The 19,278-nt window shown below is 61.7% G+C and carries 17 protein-coding genes, 3 tRNA genes and 1 pseudogene; 13 read left to right on the forward strand and 8 right to left on the reverse strand.

Annotated features, from left to right (window positions below; genetic code table 11):
• Genes A0U94_RS14165 through A0U94_RS14175 form a run of 3 tightly spaced genes read right to left on the reverse strand, consistent with a single transcriptional unit; the run spans position 1 to position 3,732 of the window.
• Positions 1–1,263, reverse strand: coding sequence for a cation:dicarboxylate symporter family transporter (locus tag A0U94_RS14165; protein ID WP_077803737.1), 1,263 nt, complete (start codon positions 1,261–1,263; stop codon positions 1–3).
• Positions 1,257–2,822, reverse strand: coding sequence for a gamma-glutamyltransferase family protein (locus A0U94_RS14170; RefSeq protein ID WP_077804018.1), 1,566 nt, complete (start codon positions 2,820–2,822; stop codon positions 1,257–1,259). Before A0U94_RS14170 ends, A0U94_RS14165 begins: the two co-directional genes overlap by 7 nt.
• 37 nt (positions 2,823–2,859) lie before the next feature.
• Positions 2,860–3,732 carry a LysR family transcriptional regulator gene (locus A0U94_RS14175; RefSeq protein WP_244178028.1) on the reverse strand — a complete coding sequence of 291 codons (873 nt, stop codon included), beginning with the start codon at positions 3,730–3,732 and terminating at the stop codon, positions 2,860–2,862.
• A 114-nt stretch (positions 3,733–3,846) separates the two neighbouring features.
• On the opposite strand from A0U94_RS14175, the gene A0U94_RS14180 reads away from it, so the two are divergent.
• Together A0U94_RS14180 and A0U94_RS14185 are read left to right on the forward strand one after the other, a co-directional pair.
• On the forward strand, positions 3,847–5,082 hold the full coding sequence (locus A0U94_RS14180) for an allantoate amidohydrolase (protein ID WP_077803738.1): 1,236 nt from the start codon (positions 3,847–3,849) through the stop codon (positions 5,080–5,082).
• Positions 5,079–6,311 (forward strand): pyridoxal-phosphate-dependent aminotransferase family protein, encoded by a 1,233-nt coding sequence (locus A0U94_RS14185; RefSeq protein ID WP_077803739.1) that lies wholly within the window; start codon positions 5,079–5,081, stop codon positions 6,309–6,311. The genes A0U94_RS14180 and A0U94_RS14185 overlap by 4 nt, the downstream gene beginning before the upstream one ends.
• Before the next feature lie 52 nt (positions 6,312–6,363).
• Here the strand turns inward: A0U94_RS14185 and A0U94_RS14190 are convergent.
• A pseudogene (locus A0U94_RS14190) lies at positions 6,364–6,531 on the reverse strand (plasmid stabilization protein); the annotation flags it as partial.
• A 170-nt stretch (positions 6,532–6,701) separates the two neighbouring features.
• Between A0U94_RS14190 and A0U94_RS14195 the strand changes: the two are divergent.
• The 5 genes from A0U94_RS14195 to A0U94_RS14215 all read left to right on the forward strand — a co-directional run bounded on the left by A0U94_RS14195 (position 6,702) and on the right by A0U94_RS14215 (position 11,811).
• A complete protein-coding gene (locus tag A0U94_RS14195) occupies positions 6,702–7,628 on the forward strand; it encodes a 2-hydroxyacid dehydrogenase (RefSeq protein ID WP_077803740.1) in 927 nt (308 codons plus the stop codon).
• Between the two features lie 79 nt (positions 7,629–7,707).
• Positions 7,708–7,783 (forward strand) — tRNA-Thr (locus tag A0U94_RS14200).
• Between the two features lie 243 nt (positions 7,784–8,026).
• Positions 8,027–9,511: a paraquat-inducible protein A gene (locus A0U94_RS14205; RefSeq protein WP_062028201.1), complete on the forward strand. Its 1,485-nt coding sequence runs from the start codon at positions 8,027–8,029 to the stop codon at positions 9,509–9,511.
• Positions 9,508–11,190: a PqiB family protein gene (locus tag A0U94_RS14210; protein WP_077803741.1), complete on the forward strand. Its 1,683-nt coding sequence runs from the start codon at positions 9,508–9,510 to the stop codon at positions 11,188–11,190. Before A0U94_RS14205 ends, A0U94_RS14210 begins: the two co-directional genes overlap by 4 nt.
• 3 nt (positions 11,191–11,193) lie before the next feature.
• Positions 11,194–11,811, forward strand: a complete 618-nt coding sequence (locus tag A0U94_RS14215) for a PqiC family protein (RefSeq protein ID WP_062028197.1) — start codon at positions 11,194–11,196, stop codon at positions 11,809–11,811.
• Positions 11,812–11,894: 83 nt separating this feature from the next.
• On the opposite strand, the gene nusG is transcribed toward A0U94_RS14215, so the two are convergent.
• The 3 genes from nusG to A0U94_RS14230 form a co-directional block, all read right to left on the reverse strand.
• Positions 11,895–12,425 carry a transcription termination/antitermination protein NusG gene (gene nusG, locus A0U94_RS14220; protein WP_062028195.1) on the reverse strand — a complete coding sequence of 177 codons (531 nt, stop codon included), beginning with the start codon at positions 12,423–12,425 and terminating at the stop codon, positions 11,895–11,897.
• A gap of 9 nt (positions 12,426–12,434) precedes the next feature.
• Positions 12,435–12,689: a preprotein translocase subunit SecE gene (secE, locus tag A0U94_RS14225; protein WP_208611655.1), complete on the reverse strand. Its 255-nt coding sequence runs from the start codon at positions 12,687–12,689 to the stop codon at positions 12,435–12,437.
• A gap of 61 nt (positions 12,690–12,750) precedes the next feature.
• Positions 12,751–12,827: transfer RNA gene (locus tag A0U94_RS14230), tRNA-Trp, on the reverse strand.
• A gap of 171 nt (positions 12,828–12,998) precedes the next feature.
• Between A0U94_RS14230 and A0U94_RS14235 the strand changes: the two genes are divergently transcribed.
• Positions 12,999–13,072: transfer RNA gene (locus tag A0U94_RS14235), tRNA-Gly, on the forward strand.
• A 28-nt stretch (positions 13,073–13,100) separates the two neighbouring features.
• On the opposite strand, the gene A0U94_RS14240 is transcribed toward A0U94_RS14235, so the two are convergent.
• A complete protein-coding gene (locus tag A0U94_RS14240; RefSeq protein ID WP_062028192.1) occupies positions 13,101–13,637 on the reverse strand; it encodes a cupin domain-containing protein in 537 nt (178 codons plus the stop codon).
• Positions 13,638–13,988: 351 nt separating this feature from the next.
• Between A0U94_RS14240 and atpH the strand changes: the two genes are divergently transcribed.
• The 5 genes from atpH to atpC are packed head-to-tail and all read left to right on the forward strand — an operon-like array spanning position 13,989 to position 18,903.
• Positions 13,989–14,561, forward strand: a complete 573-nt coding sequence (atpH, locus tag A0U94_RS14245; protein ID WP_077803742.1) for an ATP synthase F1 subunit delta — start codon at positions 13,989–13,991, stop codon at positions 14,559–14,561.
• Entirely contained in the window at positions 14,561–16,096 is a 1,536-nt protein-coding gene (atpA, locus tag A0U94_RS14250; protein ID WP_062028188.1) for a F0F1 ATP synthase subunit alpha, read from the forward strand. Before atpH ends, atpA begins: the two co-directional genes overlap by 1 nt.
• Before the next feature lie 9 nt (positions 16,097–16,105).
• Complete coding sequence (locus A0U94_RS14255) at positions 16,106–16,996, forward strand: F0F1 ATP synthase subunit gamma (protein ID WP_077803743.1); 891 nt, start codon at positions 16,106–16,108, stop codon at positions 16,994–16,996.
• Positions 16,997–17,018: 22 nt separating this feature from the next.
• Entirely contained in the window at positions 17,019–18,482 is a 1,464-nt protein-coding gene (gene atpD / locus A0U94_RS14260) for a F0F1 ATP synthase subunit beta (protein ID WP_062028184.1), read from the forward strand.
• Positions 18,483–18,486: 4 nt separating this feature from the next.
• Positions 18,487–18,903: an ATP synthase F1 subunit epsilon gene (atpC, locus tag A0U94_RS14265; RefSeq protein ID WP_077803744.1), complete on the forward strand. Its 417-nt coding sequence runs from the start codon at positions 18,487–18,489 to the stop codon at positions 18,901–18,903.
• Positions 18,904–19,278: the final 375 nt, after the last annotated feature.

A 19,278-nucleotide genomic window follows, 5' to 3' on the forward strand; every position in this document is an offset into this window, starting at 1 on the left:
TCAGGGCTGTTTCAGCGCCTCGGCCATGGCGGCATGGTCGAGGCGTTTTTCCCACGCGGCGATCAGGACCGGCGCCACGCAGTTACCGGCGAAATTGCCTACAGCCCGGGCGATCCCCACAAACCAGTCCACGGCCAGCAGCATGACCAGACTGCCGGGTGGAATGGAGGGAACGCTGGCCAGCGTCGCCGCCAGAACAACGATCGCAAAGCCCGGAATTCCGTGGGCGCCCTTGGACGTGATCAGTGCCGTCACCAGCAGGGTTGCGATCTGCCAGACCGTCAGATGCGTCCCGGTGGCATTGGCCAGAAAAATGACGGACAGGCCCAGATAGATCGACAGCGCATCCAGATTGAGCGAATAGCCCGCAGGCACCACAATTCCGACGACCTGACGTTCGACGCCCAGCTTTTCGAGCTTGGTCATGAGGCTGGGCAGAACCGAATCGGACGCTGTGGTCGTGGCGACAATCAGCAGTTCTTCACGGAAATATCGTGCAAATCGCAGCGGGTTTACACCTGCGATCCGAAGGGCTCCCCCGAGCGCGCAGACGACAAATGCGCTGACCAGCAGGAAATACAGGATCGTAAATCCGGCCAGATGGCCGATTGTTCCGAGGCCATATCGTGCCGTGGTCGTTACCATTGCTCCGAAGACGCCCAGCGGAGCCACGCGGATGATAAGGCCCATCATGCGTGAAAACAGGTCGGACACGCTTTCGATCAGCCGGACCAGCGGCAGGCCCCGGTCTCCCATGCCGCTCAGGCAGCATCCGACAAGAATCGCGAAAACAAGGATCTGAAGAACATTGCCCTGCGCAAAGGCTTCGGCCGGGGTGTGCGGGACGAGCGAGAGCAGGAAGCCGCTGAAGCCTTCCGCGCGTAGGTTCTGGGCATGGCCGCCATAGGACGCGATCATCCGGGCGTCGCTCGCGGTGGGAACGAAGCCCACGCCCTGTCCGATTCCCAGCCCCATCGCCACCACGACCGCCACGACAAGCGCCACGGTGGTCATGAGTTCGAAATAGAGCATCGCGCATCCGCCAAGACGCCCTACCGTCTTCAGGGAGCCCGCGCCCAGAATGCCGAGCGTGACGATACAGAACAGCAGCGGTCCGACCGCCATGATGATGAGGCGCATGAACAGCGCTGTCATCCAGCCCACGTCATCCGCAAGGAAAGGGCAGAACAGCCCGGCGCCAAGGCCCAGAACCGTCGCCAGCACGACCTGTGCGAACAGGCTTTCCGCAAAATACTTTACCATGCTGCAACAGCTCCGTCGCTCCGGGGGTCGGTCGCACCTTCGAGCCGTCCGTTCTCATGACGGACGAGCGCACCGGCGTGACCCATGATGATGGACTGTTCTTCAAGCGTCTCGACGACGTGCCCGGCCGTTTCAAGCTGCGACATCACATCCGGGCTGAAGCCGGGCTCCACCTTGAGCGACAGGCTCTCTTCCCCCCATGTTCGTCCGAGCAGCCAGCGGGGTCGGCGGATGGCCTCCTGAAGCGGAACGCCGTGGCGGACGTGACGGCTGAAGACCGCCGCCTGTGTCTGGGGCTGCCCTTCGCCGCCCATGGTGCCGTAAACCATCGTGCGTCCGTCGCGGAGCCGGGCCGCGGCCGGATTGAGCGTATGAAACGGCTTGGCGCCGGGTCGCAGGATGTTCCAGCCCGAATGGGCCAGACGGAAAGACGAGCCGCGATTCTGCCAGAACAATCCGCTCTGCGGCAGCATCACGCCGGAGCCGAACTCGAAATACAGGCTCTGGATCATGCTGACGGCCACGCCATTGCGGTCGATCGCGCCCATCCAGGTCGTGTCGCCCCACTGCGTCTGTTCCGTCCAGGGCATGGCATGGGTCATGGAAATCCGGGCGGTCATCGCCTCCAGCCGTGCCGGATCGGCGAGCAGGCTCCGCGCCAGCGCCTCGGAATGTTCGCTGCCATCCGTGTAATGGTTGCGATAGAGAAATGCCTGTTTGGTCGCCTCGACCAGTCCGTGGATGTGCGAAAAGCTCTCCGGTCCGTCGTCGCGGCTCAGATGATCCGACAGGGCGAGGATCAGAAGCGACGCCACGCCCTGTGTGGGAGGCGCGGTGTTGTAGAGGGTGCCGTCACTCGTCTGGGCCTGAAGCGGTTCCTTGACCTCCGCCCGATGGGCAAGAAGATCCAGCGACCGGACCGGGCTGCCCGCCGCCGCCAGATCCGCCGCCAGACTGCGGGCGAGCGGGCCGTTATAGAAGCTCCGCAAGCCGTCCCGGTTGAGCATCCGCAGCGTCTGGGCCAGTTCCGGCGATTTGCGGATGCTTCCTGCCGTCCAGGGTTTGCCTTCAGGGAAGCAGATCCGCGCCAGTGTCGGGTCCGACATCAGTTCGTGCTGTTTCTGCGCGAGCAGGGCGCCTTCGCTTTCGGAAACCACGCGGCCATGTTCGGCGTAATGGATGGCGTCGCGGAGCAGACGGTCCAGCGGCAGGGGGTCGCGCAGTTCGGCGCTCAGTTCCAGCGCGGTTTCCCAGCCCGAAACCGTGCCCGCCACCGTATTGGCTGCAAGGCCGCCGCGCCAGGGAATGACGGTGTGCCCGGCTTCGGTATAGATCGCGTGTTCGGCACCCATCGCCAGCGCTCCGCAGGCGTCAATCGCCACGGTGCGGCCGTCCGGATGGCAGATCAGCCAGAACGCATCGCCGCCCAGCCCCGTCATGTGCGGATACACGACGGCCAGCGTGGATGCCGTGGCGACCACGGCCTCGATGGCCGTGCCGCCTTCGCGCAGGACATCCAGCCCCGCCTGACTGGCCAGATGGTGGGGCGACGTCACCATTCCGCCAAGAGCGTTGGGTGTGAGCATGGTTTCGTCCTTAAACTGGGAGGAGTTCGGGCTGAAGGCGCGGGACATGCGCGCACAGCGTCCGGATCAGCAGGTCTTCGGGGCCCTGCGCGGTCTGATGGCGGGTGGAAGCGATGAATTCCACCTGAGGCATGTCCGGCAGAAGGCCCGGGGCGCAATGCGGCAGATGTTCGACATTCCGCAGAAACGCGGGCTGGGGGGTGACGCCATATCCCGCCCGGACGGCAGCCAGAAGCGCCCCGAGGCTGCCGCTGGTAAAGGCCAGATGCCACGCCCTTCCGCTCTTGTTGAGCGTCTCGATCGCCAGTCTGCGCGTTACGCTGCCATCGGGAAATGTGACGAGCGGAATGGACTGTTCGGCCGGAAATTCGGTACCGGCGGGGGCATACCAGCGCATGTCTTCGGTCCAGAGTTTCTGGCCGCGCGTTTCGGTCGTGCGTCGCATTCCGCACCAGACATCCAGCTCCCCCTGTTCCAGAAGATGCGCCAGATGAGCCGACAGCCCCACGGTCAGCGTGATCTGGAGGGAGGGGTGGGAGGCGCGGAATGTGCCGAGAATTTCGGGAAAGCGCGTCAGGAGAAGGTCTTCCGTCACACCCAGCCGGATCGTCCCGCGCGGCGCTTCCTGCCGGAAGCGGGACAGGATGCTGTCCTCGCACTGCAGAAGCTGCCGGGCCAGACCGATCAGCGCCATGCCGTCTTCGGTCAGACGCACGCTTTTGGTGCTGCGGGCCAGCAGGCGCGTGCCAAGCTGCTCCTCCAGCCGGCTGACATGCTGGCTGATGGTGGACTGGCTCACCCCCTGGCTCTGCGCGGCTGACGTGAAATGCAGCGTCTCCGCGACGGCGAGAAAGGATTGCAGATGGAACGGATCGAGATGCATCTGATCTTTCATGCCAATATGTGGGACCATATTTATTGGCAGGTCAACTTGATCTGATTCCGTTATGAGCGCAAAGTTCCCCTGCTTGACCCATCACCCCGGACAGGAGCCCCCATGACAGCCCACGGAGCCCGCGCCGTAGAGCGGTGCCGTATTCTCGCGGATGGTCCTTTCAGCGAGACGCCGGGCAGTCTGTTCCGATTCTGGCTCGGCCCTGCCTATCAGCGCACCCTCACACAGGTCGCAGAATGGATGGAAGAGGCCGGTCTGGGTACCCGTCTGGATGCTGCCGGCAGCCTTGTCGGACGCTACGAGGGGCTCGTGCCCGACGCTCCGGCCCTGATGATCGGCTCGCATCTCGATACCGTACGCAATGGCGGCGCGTTTGATGGCAATCTGGGCGTCATGCTGGGGATCGAGCTTGTTTCCGCCCTGAAAGAAGAGGGCATTCGCCTGCCATTCGCCATCGAAGTCATGGGGTTCGGGGATGAAGAGGGGTCCCGTTTTGCCGCCCCCATGATCTGCTCCCGCGCCATGGCCGGGCTGATCGGCTCCATTCCCGAAGGCATGACGGATTCGTCCGGCGTGACCATGGCCGAAGCCATGATCCGTTATGGCCTCGACCCCGCCCGCCTGAGTGAAGCCGTTCGCCGCCCGGATGAGCTGATCGCTTATATTGAGCCTCATATCGAACAGGGCCCGGCGATCGAGAGCGTGGACGGAGAAATTGGCGTCGTCACCGCCATTGCCGCCCAGACCCGCCACCGGGTGACCGTCACCGGCCAGTCCGACCATGCGGGTACGACGCCCATGACCATGCGTCAGGACGCCCTGACGGCGGTGGCCGAAATGATCCTCGCCGTTGAACGTAATGGCCGGTCCGGAGGGGCCACGCAGGTCGCTACGGTCGGTCAGGTTGAGGTCGTGCCCAATACATCGAACGTCATCCCCGGCGAAGTTCGCTTCTCGCTCGACATGCGGGCTGAAACCGACGCGGCTCGGGATGCGATGGTGAAGGCCATCCGCGCGGATCTGCATGCCATCGCCGCCAGCCGTGGTGTCGGCATCACGTTCGACACGCCGCAGGTCCTGCCTGCCGCTGCCTGCGCGCCCGAACTTGTGGAGGGCCTGTCCCGGGCCGTGACGACCGTGACCGGCCGTCCGGCCCAGCGCGTTCTCAGCGGTGCGGGGCATGATGCCATGGCCATGGTCGATCTGTGTCCGATGGGCATGCTGTTCATTCGCAGCCCCGGCGGCCTCAGCCATCACCCCGATGAAACTGTTCGTGTGGGAGACGTCGAGCTCGCCCACCGCGCCCTGCTCGCCTTCGTCAAGGAGTTCCACTCATGAGCCAGCCCTCAACTTACGCACAGCTCGACCCGCCGTCCCGCCTGCTGATGGGGGCGGGGCCAACCAACGTCCATCCGCGCATCCTGCGCGCCATGTCCTATGACGTGATCGGGCAGATGGACCCGGAAATGACCGCCTATATGGATGAGGTCATGGCCTTGTACCGCGAGGTCTTCCGCACGAAGAACCACTGGACGCTGCTCGTGAACGGCTCGGCCCGGTCGGCCATCGAAGCCGCTCTGGTGTCGCTGGTTTCGCCGGGCATGAAGGTCGTCATTCCGCGTTTTGGCCGCTTCGGCCTGCTGCTGACGGAAATCGTCCATCGCTGTGGCGGCATTCCGTGCACGGTGGATGTGGAGTGGGGGGAAGTTGTCGATCCGGCCCGCATCGAAGCCGCCATCATCGAACACAAGCCGGGTCTGGTCGCCTGCGTGCATGGTGACACGTCCACCACCACTGCCCAGCCGCTCGAAGAGATCGGCCGGATCTGCCGCAAGCATGACGTGCTGTTTTATGTAGATGCCACTGCCACCCTCGGCGGCATGACGTTCGAGACCGACGCCTGGAATATCGACGTCGCTACGGCAGGGCTTCAGAAATGCCTGAATGGCCCTCCGGGTTCCGCGCCGATCACGCTGTCGGATCGTGCCGTCGCCGCCATTCTCAGGCGCCGTCACGACGAAGCGGGGATCGCCACCGGTCAGCCTCAGGGTGAGGGGCCGGTCATCCAGTCGAATTATTTCGATCTGGCGATGCTGATGAACTACTGGTCTCCGGCCCGGATGAACCATCATACCGAAGCGACCTCCATGCTCTACGCCGCCCGCGAGACGGCGCGTCTGGTCGTGGAAGAGGGCGTGGAGGCGCGCGTCGCGCGCCATGTCAGGGCAGGACGCGCCATGGTTGCCGGGCTGCGGGCCATGGGGCTGAAGGTCTATGGTGACGACACCACCAGAATGAGCAACGTCACCGGCGTCTGGGTGCCGGACGGCGTGGACAATGCCCGCATCCGCGAACTGATGCGAGACGATTTCGGCATCGAAATCGTCTCGTCCTTTGGACCGCTGACCGGGAAAATCTGGCGCATCGGGGCAATGGGTCTCAACGCCCGCAAGGACAAGGTGCTTCTCACGCTGGCCGCGCTCGATTCTGTTCTGGCCGGCGAAGGCGTGACGCTGAATCGTGGTGCGGGCGTGGATGCCGCCCGTGCTGCCTGGGACGCGGCCTGAGCAATTTTCGGGCCGGAAACTCTATCCGGAAGCTCTATTTCGGATGATTCTTCCGGCCTGAACCACTTTTCTTTCCGCCGCCGTCGTCCTTGTTGACCGTGGCCCAAGCGCGGCGCTCCGCTTCCTTTTCGGAGATGCCGCGCTTTTCGTAGCTCTCCTCGATATGCTCCGCTTTGCGTTTCTGTTTGTCGGTATAGGCTGACTTGTCCCCACGAGGCATGATCCTGCCCTCCTGCATGAGATCCGGCCTTCTCTACGCTCGAACCCGGCACGCGTTCCCCGGTTCTGTGTCCCTACACAAACAGGTGTGAGGGCAGGGGAGCGGGCTTGATCCGAATCCCGCATGGCGCGACCATCTCCGGACATATTTCCGGTCGGAGAACACGCAGAATGTCGCTCGTCTTCCATCAAACGCCCGAACGCGCCGCCATCTGGCGAGAGAAATTCGCCAGCGCCCGACCGGACATGCCGTTTCATGTCTGGCCTGAAACCGGCCCGAAAGAGGATGTCCGCTATCTCGTGGCGTGGAAGACGCCGGACGATCTCGCCACGCTTTTTCCCAATCTCGAGGTTTTGTTTTCGCTGGGCGCGGGAATCGACCAGCTTAACCTGGCCAATATTCCCCCCGGTGTGCAGATCATCCGCATGGTGGAGAACAGTCTGGTTGAGGGCATGATCGAATATGTCCTGTGGGCGGTTTTCTCCTGCCACCGTGACATGTTCCGCTATGCCCGGCAGCAGCGTGAGCATGTCTGGAACGGTTCGCACAACCGGCCTGCGAGGCTCTATCGCGTCGGTGTCATGGGAATGGGAGAACTGGGCAGCCCCGTTCTGGAAAAGCTCGTCGCCCTCGGATATGACTGCCGGGGCTGGAGCCGCAGCCGCCGGGAGGTCGCGGGCGTGACATCCTTTGCCGGAGAAGCGGAGCTGGACGAGTTTCTGGCGCAGACCGACATTCTGGTCTGCCTTGTCCCGCTCACGGAAGCTACACGCGGCATCCTCAACCGCGACCTGTTCGAAAAACTGCCGAAAGGCGCGTGCATCATCAACTGTGGACGCGGCGGCCATCTGGTGCAGGACGATCTGATCCCGGCCCTCGACAGTGGCCAGCTGTCGCAGGCGGTTCTCGATGTCGCCACGCCCGAACCGTTGCCCGCCGAACACCCGTTCTGGGATCATCCCCGCATTTTCCTGACACCGCATATCGCCAGCGCCGCACAGTCGGACAGCGCGGCCGAGGTCGTTCTGGCCAATCTGCGCCGCTACGAAGCCGGCGAGTCCATGACCGGCGTCATCGACACAGGACGCGGCTACTGAAGATGCGGGCCGGTTTTTGCATTTTCCGGCTTGCCAACCCCGAAGGGCTCGGTTAGAACGCGGCCACCTTGATGGGTGCGCCGGTGTAGCTCAGCTGGTAGAGCACGTCATTCGTAATGATGGGGTCGGGAGTTCGAATCTCTTCACCGGCACCATCAAGGTCTTCTCAAAATTCCGGATCGCAAAGTCCACTGGCCATATTCAGGACGGGGCCGGAATTTTGATGTTCCGAACCCGGATCTTCACATTTTTTCAAAATATTGCCGATACGATCGGCTTCCTTATGGGCAATCCGCCTGCGATGGGATTACGGTAAGTGTCGATTTCCCGATGCAGAGGACTGCCCGGAGGAGGGCAGACTGTCAAAAGACGGCTCCCTGCGCTAGGTTAGGAGCCCGATGTCTGACCGTTTCCATAAACGGCTGTGGCGCAATGCCGTCAGCTTCTCCCGCAGTCAGGAGCCCCACGCCTCCATCCACGCGGTGGAAGGCCTGCGTGAATGCCCGACCTGCGGCCTTTTCCAGCATGTTCCGCGCCTCAAGCCTGGTCATCTGGCGGAGTGTCTGCGCTGCGGTTGCCAGCTTGCGCGCCGTCGCAAGACATCCCTGATCGGCGCCCCGGCCGCCTTCTGCATCACATCCGCCGCGCTTTACGCCACTCTCCTCATCAGCTCTCTCATGACGCTGAATGTCTATGGGCGCGAAAATACCGTCTCCCTCATGAGCGGTCCGATCGAACTCGGGCATCAGGGGTACGGCATGATTGGCGTTCTCGTTGGTCTGGTGACAGTCCTGATGCCTGGCGTCATCATCGCCCTGATGGCGGCCATTCTGTATGGAGCCTCCCGTCCGCAGATGCCGGACTGGACCCCGCGTCTTCTCACCTGGTACGACCGCCTGCGTGGCTGGTCGATGGTGGAAGTCTATGTCCTCGGCGTGCTCGTGGCTTACACCAAACTCGTTGACCTTGCGCTCGTCATCCTTCAGCCTGGTGTTTACCTTCTGGGTGGTCTGATGCTCAGCATGGCCGCCGTGGATTCCACGTTCGACGCCGAGCGGATCTGGCGCAGCCGCGACATCCGCCCTACGCTTGAAGGCCATCACGGACACCGTCTGGATGTCGCGCATCTGGATGCCCGCAACGGCGTTGTTCCGCCCGTGGAAAACATGCTCTCCTGCCATGCCTGTGATCTGGTGCTGGCCTTCGATCATGCCGTGCCGCAGGAGCAGGACATGGGTGACTGCCCGCGATGCGGACAGATCCTGCGCCGCCGCAAACCACAGAGCCTCATCTCGGCCACCTGTCTTCTGGTGGCAGGTGTCGTGTTCTACCTGCCGGCCAATCTCCTGCCGGTCATGACCTACACAAAAGTGGGGCAGGGAGCCCCCAGCACCATCATCAGCGGTGTGATCGAGTTGTGGCAGGCGGGAATGATCCCGCTTTCCCTTCTGGTGCTCTTTGCCAGTATCACCGTGCCGGTCCTCAAGATCGTTGCCCTGACCATCATGATCATCGGCACCCGGCTCGGCTCCCGCTGGCACCTGCGCAATCTCTCGAAGCTTTACCGGCTCGTCGTCATCATCGGCCGCTGGTCGATGATCGACGTCTTCATGATTTCCATCCTCGTTGCCGTCGTGCATTTCGGTTTTCTGGCCAATGTCACGGCCGATCCGGGGATGGTATGCTTTGCTCTGGTCGTGATCCTGACCATTTTTGCGGCAGAGCTTTTCGATCCCCGCAGCATGTGGGATGCAGCCGGTCTCAATGGCGTGGTCGCACCTCCTCTGGCGGACGGGACGCCCCCTGAGACAGAGTCTCCGACCGCGCCTGTTCCGCAACTGCCTTCTTCTGACCCAAACGACATGGAGCCTGAACGCGCGTGAGCGATTCCCGAAACAACCGGGGGGAGCAGCCGGTCTCGCCCAAGGAAGCCCCGGTGCGCCGCACCCGTTTCTCTCTCATTCTGCTGATTCCCGTGGTGGCCATTCTCATCGCCGGATGGCTGGCGTGGGAGCATTTCGCCACGCGTGGTCCCGAAATCACCATCACGTTTGAAACGGCGGATGGCCTCACACCTGGCCAGACGCAGGTGAAAAACAAGGCCGTGACGCTTGGCACCGTGCAGGACATCACCCTGAGCGACGACATGAAACATGTTGACGTGACGGTGCAGATGAACGCCAACAGCGCCCATATCCTCACCGACCACACCCGTTTCTGGGTTGTGCGCCCGCGCATCAACGGCGCCAGCATCACCGGCCTCGATACGCTGTTCTCGGGAGCTTATATCGCTCTGGATCCAGGGACGGATGACGGCCACTACCAGAAATTCTTCAAGGGACTGGAATCGCCGCCCGGCGTCCGTTCGGACCAGCCGGGTGAGACCTTCTGGCTGGTGTCTCCCTCACTGGGATCGCTCGGCCCGGGCTCGCCGGTCTTCTTCCGCGATCTTCAGGTGGGTGAGGTGCTCGGCTACACGATGCCGCCGGGTGGCAGAGGGCCGATCGTCATTCAGGCTTTCGTCAAAGCGCCTTACGATCACTATCTGCGGACGGACAGCCGTTTCTGGAACGTCTCAGGCGTTCAGGTCGGTCTTGGTGCGGGAGGGCTGAAGGTCCAGCTCAAATCGCTTCAGGCCCTGTTCTCCGGCGGCATTGCTTTTGGTCTGCCCGAGCAGCGCCTTGCCATCGACGTGCCCAATGCTCCAGCTAATTCCGTCTTCAAGCTCTATGCCAGCGAGGCCGATGCCGATAACGCCCGCTATCACAAACACCTGCGGGTCGTGACCTACATCAACTCCTCCGTCAAAGGTCTGACGAACGGCAGTCAGGTGACGATGTTCGGTCTTCAGATTGGCACCGTCACGGATGTCCGTCTCCTCCTTCAGGGGCCGACGAAGCTGCCTCGTGTCCGCGTGGATATGGAGCTTGAGCCCGAGCGTATGCTGTCGAACTGGGATGAGCGGGTCGAGAACAGCAAGGATGCGTCGGTTGAGAAATATCTTCAGGCTTTCGTGGCCGAAGGGATGCGCGCCTCGGTCCAGAGCGCCAGCTTCCTGACGGGCGAATCAATGATTGCCCTGCAATTCGTCAAGAGCGCGCCCGTCACTACTCTGACCTATGAAGGCGATGTCGCCGTTCTCCCAAGCCAGGCTGGCGGCATGGACGGGATCATGGAATCCGTCTCCACCATCACCGACAAGATCGCGGCAATGCCGCTGACCGAAATCGGTGGGCACGTGAACGATCTTCTGGCGCATGCGGATGGCCGTCTGAACAGTCCTGAAGTCACGCAGTCCCTCGCGGCTCTGCGCGATTCGCTCCAGAACCTGAACAGACTGACGAAAACTGCCAACCAGAACCTGCCGGAACTGATGAAGAGCCTTCAGAGTACGATGAACAGTGCGCAATCGGTTCTGGGGTCTTATGGCGGCGACACGGATTTCCACCGCAGCCTCCAGGGCATGATCGTCCAGTTGACCCAGATGTCGCGCTCCCTGCGCTTCCTCACGGATTATCTGGACCACCACCCCTCCGCTCTCATCACCGGCCGCAGGAACTGAGCCATGACACAGTCTTCGATGCCCCGCCTTCGTCTCCTGTCCCTGATGGGTGCTCTGGGAATGGCGGGCTTTCTCACGGCCTGCAGCAGTGATCCGACGCTCTATACGCTGGCTCCTGTGCCCGGAGTGGCACAGGCAGGCGGTCCTGTCGTAGTCGAGGTCCGGACGCCTGTTGTCAGCGGGCGGCTCGATCGTGACACGATTGTCAGGGCCAATGAGGATTACCAGACGCGGCTCGCAACCGGCACAAGCTGGAGCGAGGCGCTTCCGGACATGGTGGGTCACACGCTGACGGGCGATCTGGCCCAGCGCCTGCCGGGTACGACTGTTTTTGCCGAGAATGACGCGGTGAGCACGACGCCGTCAGCCTATGTCGAGCTGACCCTTCGTAATTTCGAAGCCGATTCGGCAGGCCATGCTCTCGTGACGGGTACGCTGTCGGTTCATCCGGCGGGGAAGATGATTGGTCCTGTGCTGACATCGCCGCTGGTCTGGCAGTCGCAGGACGTCGTGGCATCCAACACGACAAAGCTGACTGCGGCCCTGAGTCAGGGGGTAGCTGCGATTGCCGATCAGGCCGCCGAAAAGCTGCGTCTCCTTCCGCCCCCCCTCACGAACTGACGAGGCTTAGCAGAAGTCACAAACAAAAAAGGCTCCCGGAATGGGAGCCTTTTTTGTTGGAAGAACCGGCAGAAAGAAAAGCGTCAGAGCTTCTCAACCTGCGTGAAGTCGAGGTCCACAGGGGTCGAGCGACCGAAGATGGAAACGCTGACCTTGAGGCGCTGACGTTCGTCGTCGACATCCTCGATCATGCCGGTGAAGGACGTAAACGGACCATCTGCCACGCGGATCTGCTCGCCAATCTCGAAAGAAAGGCTCGAACGGGGGCGTTCGACGCCTTCCTGTGCCTGCTTCATGATCCGGTCGGCTTCAGCAGCCGTAATGGGGGTCGGACGGTTGCGGGTTCCGAGGAAGCCCGTGACCTTTGGGGTGTCCTTGACGAGATGCCAGGCTTCGTCCGTCAGTTCCATCTTGACGAGGACATAGCCCGGAAAGAACTTGCGCTCCGCATTGACCTTACGGCCGCGGCGCATTTCCGTCACGTCTTCGGAAGGGACGAGGATCTGTTCGAAATGGTCCGAAAGGCCCTTCTGTGCCGCCTGTTCCTGAATGTGACTCGCGATCTTTTTCTCGAATCCGGAATAGACGTGAACAACATACCAACGCTTCGCCATGGTGCGAACCTAGCCTCCGACGCCAAAAAGTCCGCGGACGCCAAGGCCGATCAGCTGGTCCACGATGAAGAAGAAGATGCAGGTCACGGTTACCATGACCAGCACGGCACCTGACGTGATCAGGGTGTTGCGACGGGTCGGCCACGTGACGCGCTTCGCTTCGGCGCGGACGTCACGGACGTAAGCGACCAGATTGAAGCCGGATCCGTTCTTTTGAGGCGCTGTCTTTCGCGACTCGTCCTTCGGGGTACTGACCGACACCATCGTCCTCGAATCAAGTGAAAGTCCCGCTCCCGGTGTCGGGGGGACATCCGGCGAGAAGGAGTGGCAGGGGCGGAGGGTCTCGAACTCTCAACCTCCGGTTTTGGAGACCGGCGCTCTAGCCAATTGAGCTACACCCCTATCGTCGTGCAGGGCGTCTTGCGAACGTCATGCCAGCGACAGTGGCCGCAAAAGAGAATGTTCAGGACTAAAAGTCAAGTGCCCTGAAGATCTTTGTTGTGGAATTTCCATTTTGGATTTTCTCCTCTTGCGGGTTCGGCAGGAGATGGAGTAAGGACACTCCCAATCAGGGCGGGCGTAGCATAGTGGTAATGCAGTAGCCTTCCAAGCTTCTTAGGAGGGTTCGATTCCCTTCGCCCGCTCCAGATTTCCTTAAAATCCAGCTCTTTTATGTCACTGCCACTGGCAGGGAATATGAGATGGCGCGGCATCTCCGAACTGGAGAACCTGAAGCGCTACGGCTGCGTCGCCGACATTTCCTGACAGATGACCCTTGGGGTCGGAACCGTGAGCGATCGGCGCTACGTCCTCGCTGAGCAGGATGTCGCCCGGATTCAGCTCGACGCTGGTTCCGTCCATGGCCTTGACGAAATAGATTCCCGAAAGCGGCACGATCCACTGGACCTGATGGCTTTCGCTCCACCCCCCTTTCCAGTGCGGAGGCTGAACGCGCAGCGTCACGCTCGCCGGCCCGTCATGGGGGCTGCTGAACATGATTTTGTCACCACCTGGTGTGATCGAGTCTTCATGGAAGGTCGACATCTTGCACTTGGTCAGATGCGTGGTGCCCTGCGGATCGGTCCAGTTGTCCCAGTAGGAGATGGTGGGAAAGGAAGGTTTGTCTTCGATGGGAGCCGCGTGGGCCGCTGTGTCCAGCGCGGAAACCGACAGGGCGCCGAGCAGGAGAAAAAAGCGCTTCTGGATGGACATCGAATCTCCGTTGTTTCGTGTTGGGGTTTTGTGTCGCGGGTTTTCGCGGAGAGGCCGCGGGTCGGACGAAAATTATCCGGAAAGCTGCCGTGAAACGCCCGTCATGCCAGTTCGGGCGCATAAAACGCAAACCCGGGCCACGATCCTCATGTCTGACAGGCCTATTTGCGATCCTCTTGGTTGCGCAGGGCTGGGACAGCGTGCTAGAGGCGGCGCCAAGTGGAGGACCGGGTTTCAGACGAATCCTGCGCAGGGACGTGTATGCCCGGTCCGGACAGTTTTGATGCAAGGAACCGGATAAGCCGGTTCCGGCCGCACTCTGCGGCGGATTTAGTGAGACGGAACACGCGTGTGACGGTGACACAGGTGCCGCAGGTTGGACAGACAGGGGGCTTGGCCCAGCGCTACGCCCGTGCGCTTTATGATCTTGCTTCGGAGCAGGGGAATCTTCCCGATGTTCTGGGTGAAGTGAAGGCGCTGCGTACCGCCATTTCCGAAAGCGACGACCTGCGGAAATTCCTGGCTGACGCCCGGATGGACATCCGTCAGGGTCAGACGGTTTCGAATGTCCTGATGTCGAAGCTCGGCTTTGGAGACGTCCTGCGCCGGTTCGTCGGCGTCATCGCCGAAAACCGTCGCCTGCCTGATCTTGCATCCATTCTGGACGGTGTTCTGGCGCTTGATTCCGCCCTGTGTGGCGAAGTCGTGGCCGAAGTCCGCTCCGCACAGCCTCTTAACGACACGCAGCGCAGCCAGCTTCAGGCCCGACTGGCCGAAGCCGGCTACAGCCGCGTGTCCATGACCGAACATACGGACGCTGCCCTCCTTGGTGGCATGACCGTACGGATCGGTTCCACACTCTTTGATACTTCGATCGCCGGGCGCCTGACCCGCCTGCAGAACGCCATGAAGGGAGCCGCGTGATGGATATCCGTCCCGCCGAGATTTCGGACATCCTCAAGCAGCAGATCGCGTCTTTCGACCAGGTCGAGACCGTTTCCGAAACGGGAACGGTCCTGTCCATCGGCGACGGCATCGCCCGCGTCTACGGCCTGAACAACGTCATGGCCGGTGAAATGGTCGAGTTCGAAGGAACCGGCCTCAAGGGCATGGCTCTGAACCTCGAAGCCGACAATGTCGGTGTGGTTCTGTTCGGCGACGGCGACGGCATCCGCGAGGGCGACACCGTCCTGCGTACGAAGTCCGTGGTTGAAGTTCCGGTCGGCAAGGGCCTGCTCGGACGCGTGGTTGACGGTCTGGGTAACCCTATCGACGGCCGTGGCCCGCTGACGGACGTTGAATACCGCCGCGCCGAAGTGAAAGCTCCGGGCATCATGCCGCGCCAGTCGGTCAGCGAGCCGATGCAGACGGGCATCAAGGCCATCGACGCTCTCGTTCCCATCGGACGTGGCCAGCGTGAGCTGATCATCGGTGACCGCCAGACGGGCAAGACCGCGATCCTGATCGACACCATTGTCGCCCAGAAGCCGGTCAATGCCGAAGGTGATCCGAAGAAGTCCCTGTACTGCATCTACGTCGCCATCGGTCAGAAGCGCTCCACGGTGGCCAACCTGGTCCGCACGCTGACCGAGCATGGCGCGATGGAATACTCCATCGTTGTTGCCGCTACGGCCTCCGATGCGGCTCCGATGCAGTATCTCGCACCGTACACGGCCTGCGCCATGGGTGAGTACTTCCGTGACAACGGCATGCACGCTCTTGTCTGCTACGACGATCTGTCCAAGCAGGCTGTGGCGTATCGTCAGATGTCCCTGCTGCTGCGTCGTCCGCCGGCGCGTGAAGCCTTCCCCGGTGACGTGTTCTACCTGCACTCCCGTCTTCTGGAGCGTGCGGCCAAGATGTCCGACGCCAATGGTGGCGGCTCTCTGACGGCCCTGCCGGTCATTGAGACACAGGCTGGCGATACGGCTGCCTACATCCCGACCAACGTGATCTCCATCACCGACGGTCAGATCTTCCTTGAGACGGATCTGTTCTACAAGGGTATCCGCCCGGCCGTGAACGTCGGTGGTTCGGTGTCCCGCGTGGGTTCCGCAGCCCAGATCAAGGCGATGAAGCAGGTTGCCGGCAAGATCAAGCTGGAGCTGGCACAGTATCGTGAAATGGCTGCATTCTCGCAGTTTGCTTCCGACCTGGACGCCGCAACCCGCAAGCAGCTTGATCGTGGTGCCCGTCTGGTCGAGCTGCTGAAGCAGCCCGAGACGTCCCCGCTGCCCGTCGAAGAGCAGGTTGTTGTTCTTTATGCCGGTACGCGTGGCTACGTTGATCCGATCGCCGTGGACAAGGTTGTGGCCTACGAAGCCGCTCTCCTGTCCGAGCTGCGCGGTGCGGGCTCTGACATCCTGACGGCCATTCGCAATGACCGTCAGATCAAGCCGGAGACGGAAGGCAAGCTCAAGGAGCTGCTCGAAGCATTCGGCAAGCGCTTTTCGGCCTGAGGATAGCCCATGGCTTCGCTGAAGGAACTGCGTGGACGGATCACGGGCGTCAAATCGACGCGCAAGATCACGAACGCGATGAAAATGGTTGCAGCCTCCAAGCTGCGACGCGCCCAGATGCAGGCCGAAGCGGCTCGCCCCTATGCCGACGCCATGCGTCGCATGATGGCAGAGCTGGCGACGGCGACCCGGGGTGAGGACGCGACAAGCCTGCCGCGCCTTCTCGCGGGAACGGGCAAGGACCAGACCCATCTCGTGGTGGTGCTGACCTCTGACCGTGGCCTTGCCGGCGGCTTCAACGCCAATATCGTCCGCAGTGCCCGTCAGCTGGTCGATAGCTTGGTATCGGAAGGCAAGACGGTCCGCATCCTGCCGGTCGGTCGCAAGGGGGCAGATATCCTCGTGCGTCACTATCCGGACATGGTCGTTGACCGTCTGGCCGGAACCGAAGGCAAGGATGTCGGGTTCGACAAGGCTGCCGATATCGGCAGCCGGATCGTCACCATGCTGGAAGCAGACGAGATCGACCGCTGCACGCTGGTCTATAACCGCTTCCTCAATGCCATGACGCAGGTTCCGGTACAGGCGCCTCTGGTTCCGCTCGCGGTTCCCGAGAACGACAATGCCGCTCCGGATGCCGACACGGCCCAGTATGAATTCGAGCCGGACGAGACGACGCTTCTGACGCAGCTTCTGCCGCGCAACCTTCAGGTCCAGATCTTCTCGGCCCTGCTGGAAAGTGCTGCTGGCGAGCAGGGCGCGCGCATGACCGCGATGGACAATGCCAGCCGTAACGCCAGCAAGGCCATCGACCGTCTGTCGCAGAAGTACAACCGTACGCGTCAGGCCAACATCACCAACGATCTGATCGAAATCATCTCCGGCGCAGAAGCCGTTTGAGATCACGCAGGAGACGAATCCGATGTCCGAAACCCTTACCCCTTCTGCCGGAGCTGCCAACAACGTGGTCGGCCGCGTCACCCAGGTGCGCGGCCCCGTCGTGGACGTGCAGTTCGAAGGCGATCTTCCCTTCATCCTGAACGCTCTGCACGTCCAGAACGGCGATCATACGCTGGTTCTGGAAGTTGCGCAGGAAATCGGCGAGCGCCAGGTCCGCTGCATCGCCATGGACACGACCGACGGTCTGGTCCGTGGCGCTGAAGTCCGTGACACGGGCACGCAGATCATGGTTCCGGTTGGTCCGGCAACGCTCGGCCGTATCCTGAACGTCGTTGGTGAGCCCATCGACGAGCGCGGCCCGATCAGCAGCGAACTGCGCTTCCCGATCCACCGTCCGGCCCCGGCTTTCGAAGACCAGGCCGCTGCGTCCGAAATCCTCGTGACCGGCATCAAGGTCGTCGATCTGCTTTGCCCGTACCTCAAGGGTGGTAAGATCGGCCTGTTCGGTGGCGCCGGCGTCGGCAAGACGGTCATCATTCAGGAACTCATCAACAACATCGCGAAAGCCCATGGCGGCGTGTCCGTCTTCGCCGGTGTTGGTGAGCGTACGCGTGAAGGTAACGACCTGTATTTCGAAATGCAGGACGCAGGCGTCATCAAGATTGCCGAAGACGGCTCGACCGAGGGGTCCAAGGTTGCGCTGGTCTATGGCCAGATGAACGAGCCGCCGGGAGCCCGTTCGCGCGTCGCCCTGACAGGCCTGTCGCTTGCCGAATATTTCCGTGATGAAGAAGGTCAGGACGTCCTGTTCTTCGTGGACAACATCTTCCGCTTCACGCAGGCCGGTTCCGAAGTCTCCGCACTTCTGGGCCGTATCCCCTCCGCAGTGGGTTACCAGCCGACGCTGGCCACCGAGATGGGCGCCCTGCAGGAGCGTATTACGTCCACGAAGAAGGGCTCCATCACGTCCGTTCAGGCCGTGTATGTCCCGGCTGACGATCTGACCGATCCGGCGCCTGCCGCGACCTTCGCGCATCTTGATGCAACGACGGTTCTGAACCGTTCGATCGCGGAAATGGGCATCTATCCGGCTGTCGATCCGCTGGATTCGACATCCCGTTCGCTCGATCCGAAGATCGTTGGTGAAGAACACTATCAGGTTGCGCGCCAGGTTCAGCAGACGCTCCAGACCTACAAGGGCCTGCAGGACATCATTGCGATCCTTGGCATGGACGAACTGTCCGAAGACGACAAGAAGATCGTTGGCCGCGCCCGTCGCATCCAGCGCTTCCTGTCCCAGCCTTTCCACGTGGCCGAAGTCTTCACGGGCGCTCCGGGCAAGCTGGTGTCTCTGGAAGATACGATCCGTTCCTTCAAGGCTGTCGTGGCTGGCGAGTACGATCACCTGCCGGAAGGCGCTTTCTACATGGTCGGTGACATCGACGAGGCCGTTGCGAAGGCCGAGAAGATGAAGCAGGAGGCCTGATCCGATGCCGCTTCGCATCGAGATCGTCAGCCCGGAAAAGCGCCTTGTCGAACGTGACGTCGACATGGCCGTGGTCCCGGGCATGGAAGGCGATATTGCAGCCATGCCGGACCGCGCACCGCTGATGCTTCAGCTGCGGGGCGGCGTTGTGGCCCTTTATCAGGGTGACAAGATCGTTGACCGTTACTTCGTGACGGGCGGTTTTGCCGATATGGGCGCTGATCACTGCACCATTCTGGCCGATTCCGCACAGCTCATGAGTGAGCTGTCCGTGGATGAGGCCAAGAGCCGTCTACGGGATCTGGAAAGCCGATGGGCCGAAATCGGTCCGAACGACGTGGACATGCACGATCAGATCAGCCGTGAACTGCAATCGGTTCGCGCTGAACTGGAAGCTGTTCAGGAACATGGCTCGACCTGAACGGTCTGTTCAGATCAGGTTTGCAAAAACCCGCTTCATCGTAAGGTGAAGCGGGTTTTTCTTTGCCATTTTTCCAGGGCTCTACATTCGCAGGCATGCCCCGGCGTCTGAAATGACTCCGTGCCCAACCATCAAGCATATTATCTGGCCGTGTATAGGAGTTCTTGGAAGGTGGGAAACTGGCTGCCTCTCCTCAGAAGCCTCGTAACTTTGCCTAAGGGTTTATTCCGCAGGCAGGAAAAGGCTTTCTCTCCAACAGCGCTATACGAAGCGTAAGACGCGATAGGACGCGCCTCGGGGCCCCGACAGATGTTGAACGGGCGCCAAACTGGGTAATTCAAAGAAAATGACCCAAAAAAGCGCCTTTGAGGCGCT

The sequence above is a fragment of the Gluconobacter albidus genome (assembly GCF_002005485.1).
GTDB classification, from domain to species: domain Bacteria; phylum Pseudomonadota; class Alphaproteobacteria; order Acetobacterales; family Acetobacteraceae; genus Gluconobacter; species Gluconobacter albidus.

Excerpts from the sequence above, each read along its gene's own strand:
- A0U94_RS14165 (WP_077803737.1), bottom strand. The coding sequence starts at position 1,263 with ATGGTAAAGTATTTTGCGGAAAGCCTGTTCGCACAGGTCGTGCTGGCG.
- A0U94_RS14170 (WP_077804018.1), bottom strand. The coding sequence starts at position 2,822 with ATGGTGACGTCGCCCCACCATCTGGCCAGTCAGGCGGGGCTGGATGTC.
- A0U94_RS14175 (WP_244178028.1), bottom strand. The coding sequence starts at position 3,732 with ATGCATCTCGATCCGTTCCATCTGCAATCCTTTCTCGCCGTCGCGGAG.
- A0U94_RS14180 (WP_077803738.1), top strand. The coding sequence starts at position 3,847 with ATGACAGCCCACGGAGCCCGCGCCGTAGAGCGGTGCCGTATTCTCGCG.
- A0U94_RS14185 (WP_077803739.1), top strand. The coding sequence starts at position 5,079 with ATGAGCCAGCCCTCAACTTACGCACAGCTCGACCCGCCGTCCCGCCTG.
- A0U94_RS14195 (WP_077803740.1), top strand. The coding sequence starts at position 6,702 with ATGTCGCTCGTCTTCCATCAAACGCCCGAACGCGCCGCCATCTGGCGA.
- A0U94_RS14205 (WP_062028201.1), top strand. The coding sequence starts at position 8,027 with ATGTCTGACCGTTTCCATAAACGGCTGTGGCGCAATGCCGTCAGCTTC.
- A0U94_RS14215 (WP_062028197.1), top strand. The coding sequence starts at position 11,194 with ATGACACAGTCTTCGATGCCCCGCCTTCGTCTCCTGTCCCTGATGGGT.
- nusG (WP_062028195.1), bottom strand. The coding sequence starts at position 12,425 with ATGGCGAAGCGTTGGTATGTTGTTCACGTCTATTCCGGATTCGAGAAA.
- secE (WP_208611655.1), bottom strand. The coding sequence starts at position 12,689 with ATGGTGTCGGTCAGTACCCCGAAGGACGAGTCGCGAAAGACAGCGCCT.
- A0U94_RS14240 (WP_062028192.1), bottom strand. The coding sequence starts at position 13,637 with ATGTCCATCCAGAAGCGCTTTTTTCTCCTGCTCGGCGCCCTGTCGGTT.
- atpA (WP_062028188.1), top strand. The coding sequence starts at position 14,561 with ATGGATATCCGTCCCGCCGAGATTTCGGACATCCTCAAGCAGCAGATC.
- A0U94_RS14255 (WP_077803743.1), top strand. The coding sequence starts at position 16,106 with ATGGCTTCGCTGAAGGAACTGCGTGGACGGATCACGGGCGTCAAATCG.
- atpD (WP_062028184.1), top strand. The coding sequence starts at position 17,019 with ATGTCCGAAACCCTTACCCCTTCTGCCGGAGCTGCCAACAACGTGGTC.
- atpC (WP_077803744.1), top strand. The coding sequence starts at position 18,487 with ATGCCGCTTCGCATCGAGATCGTCAGCCCGGAAAAGCGCCTTGTCGAA.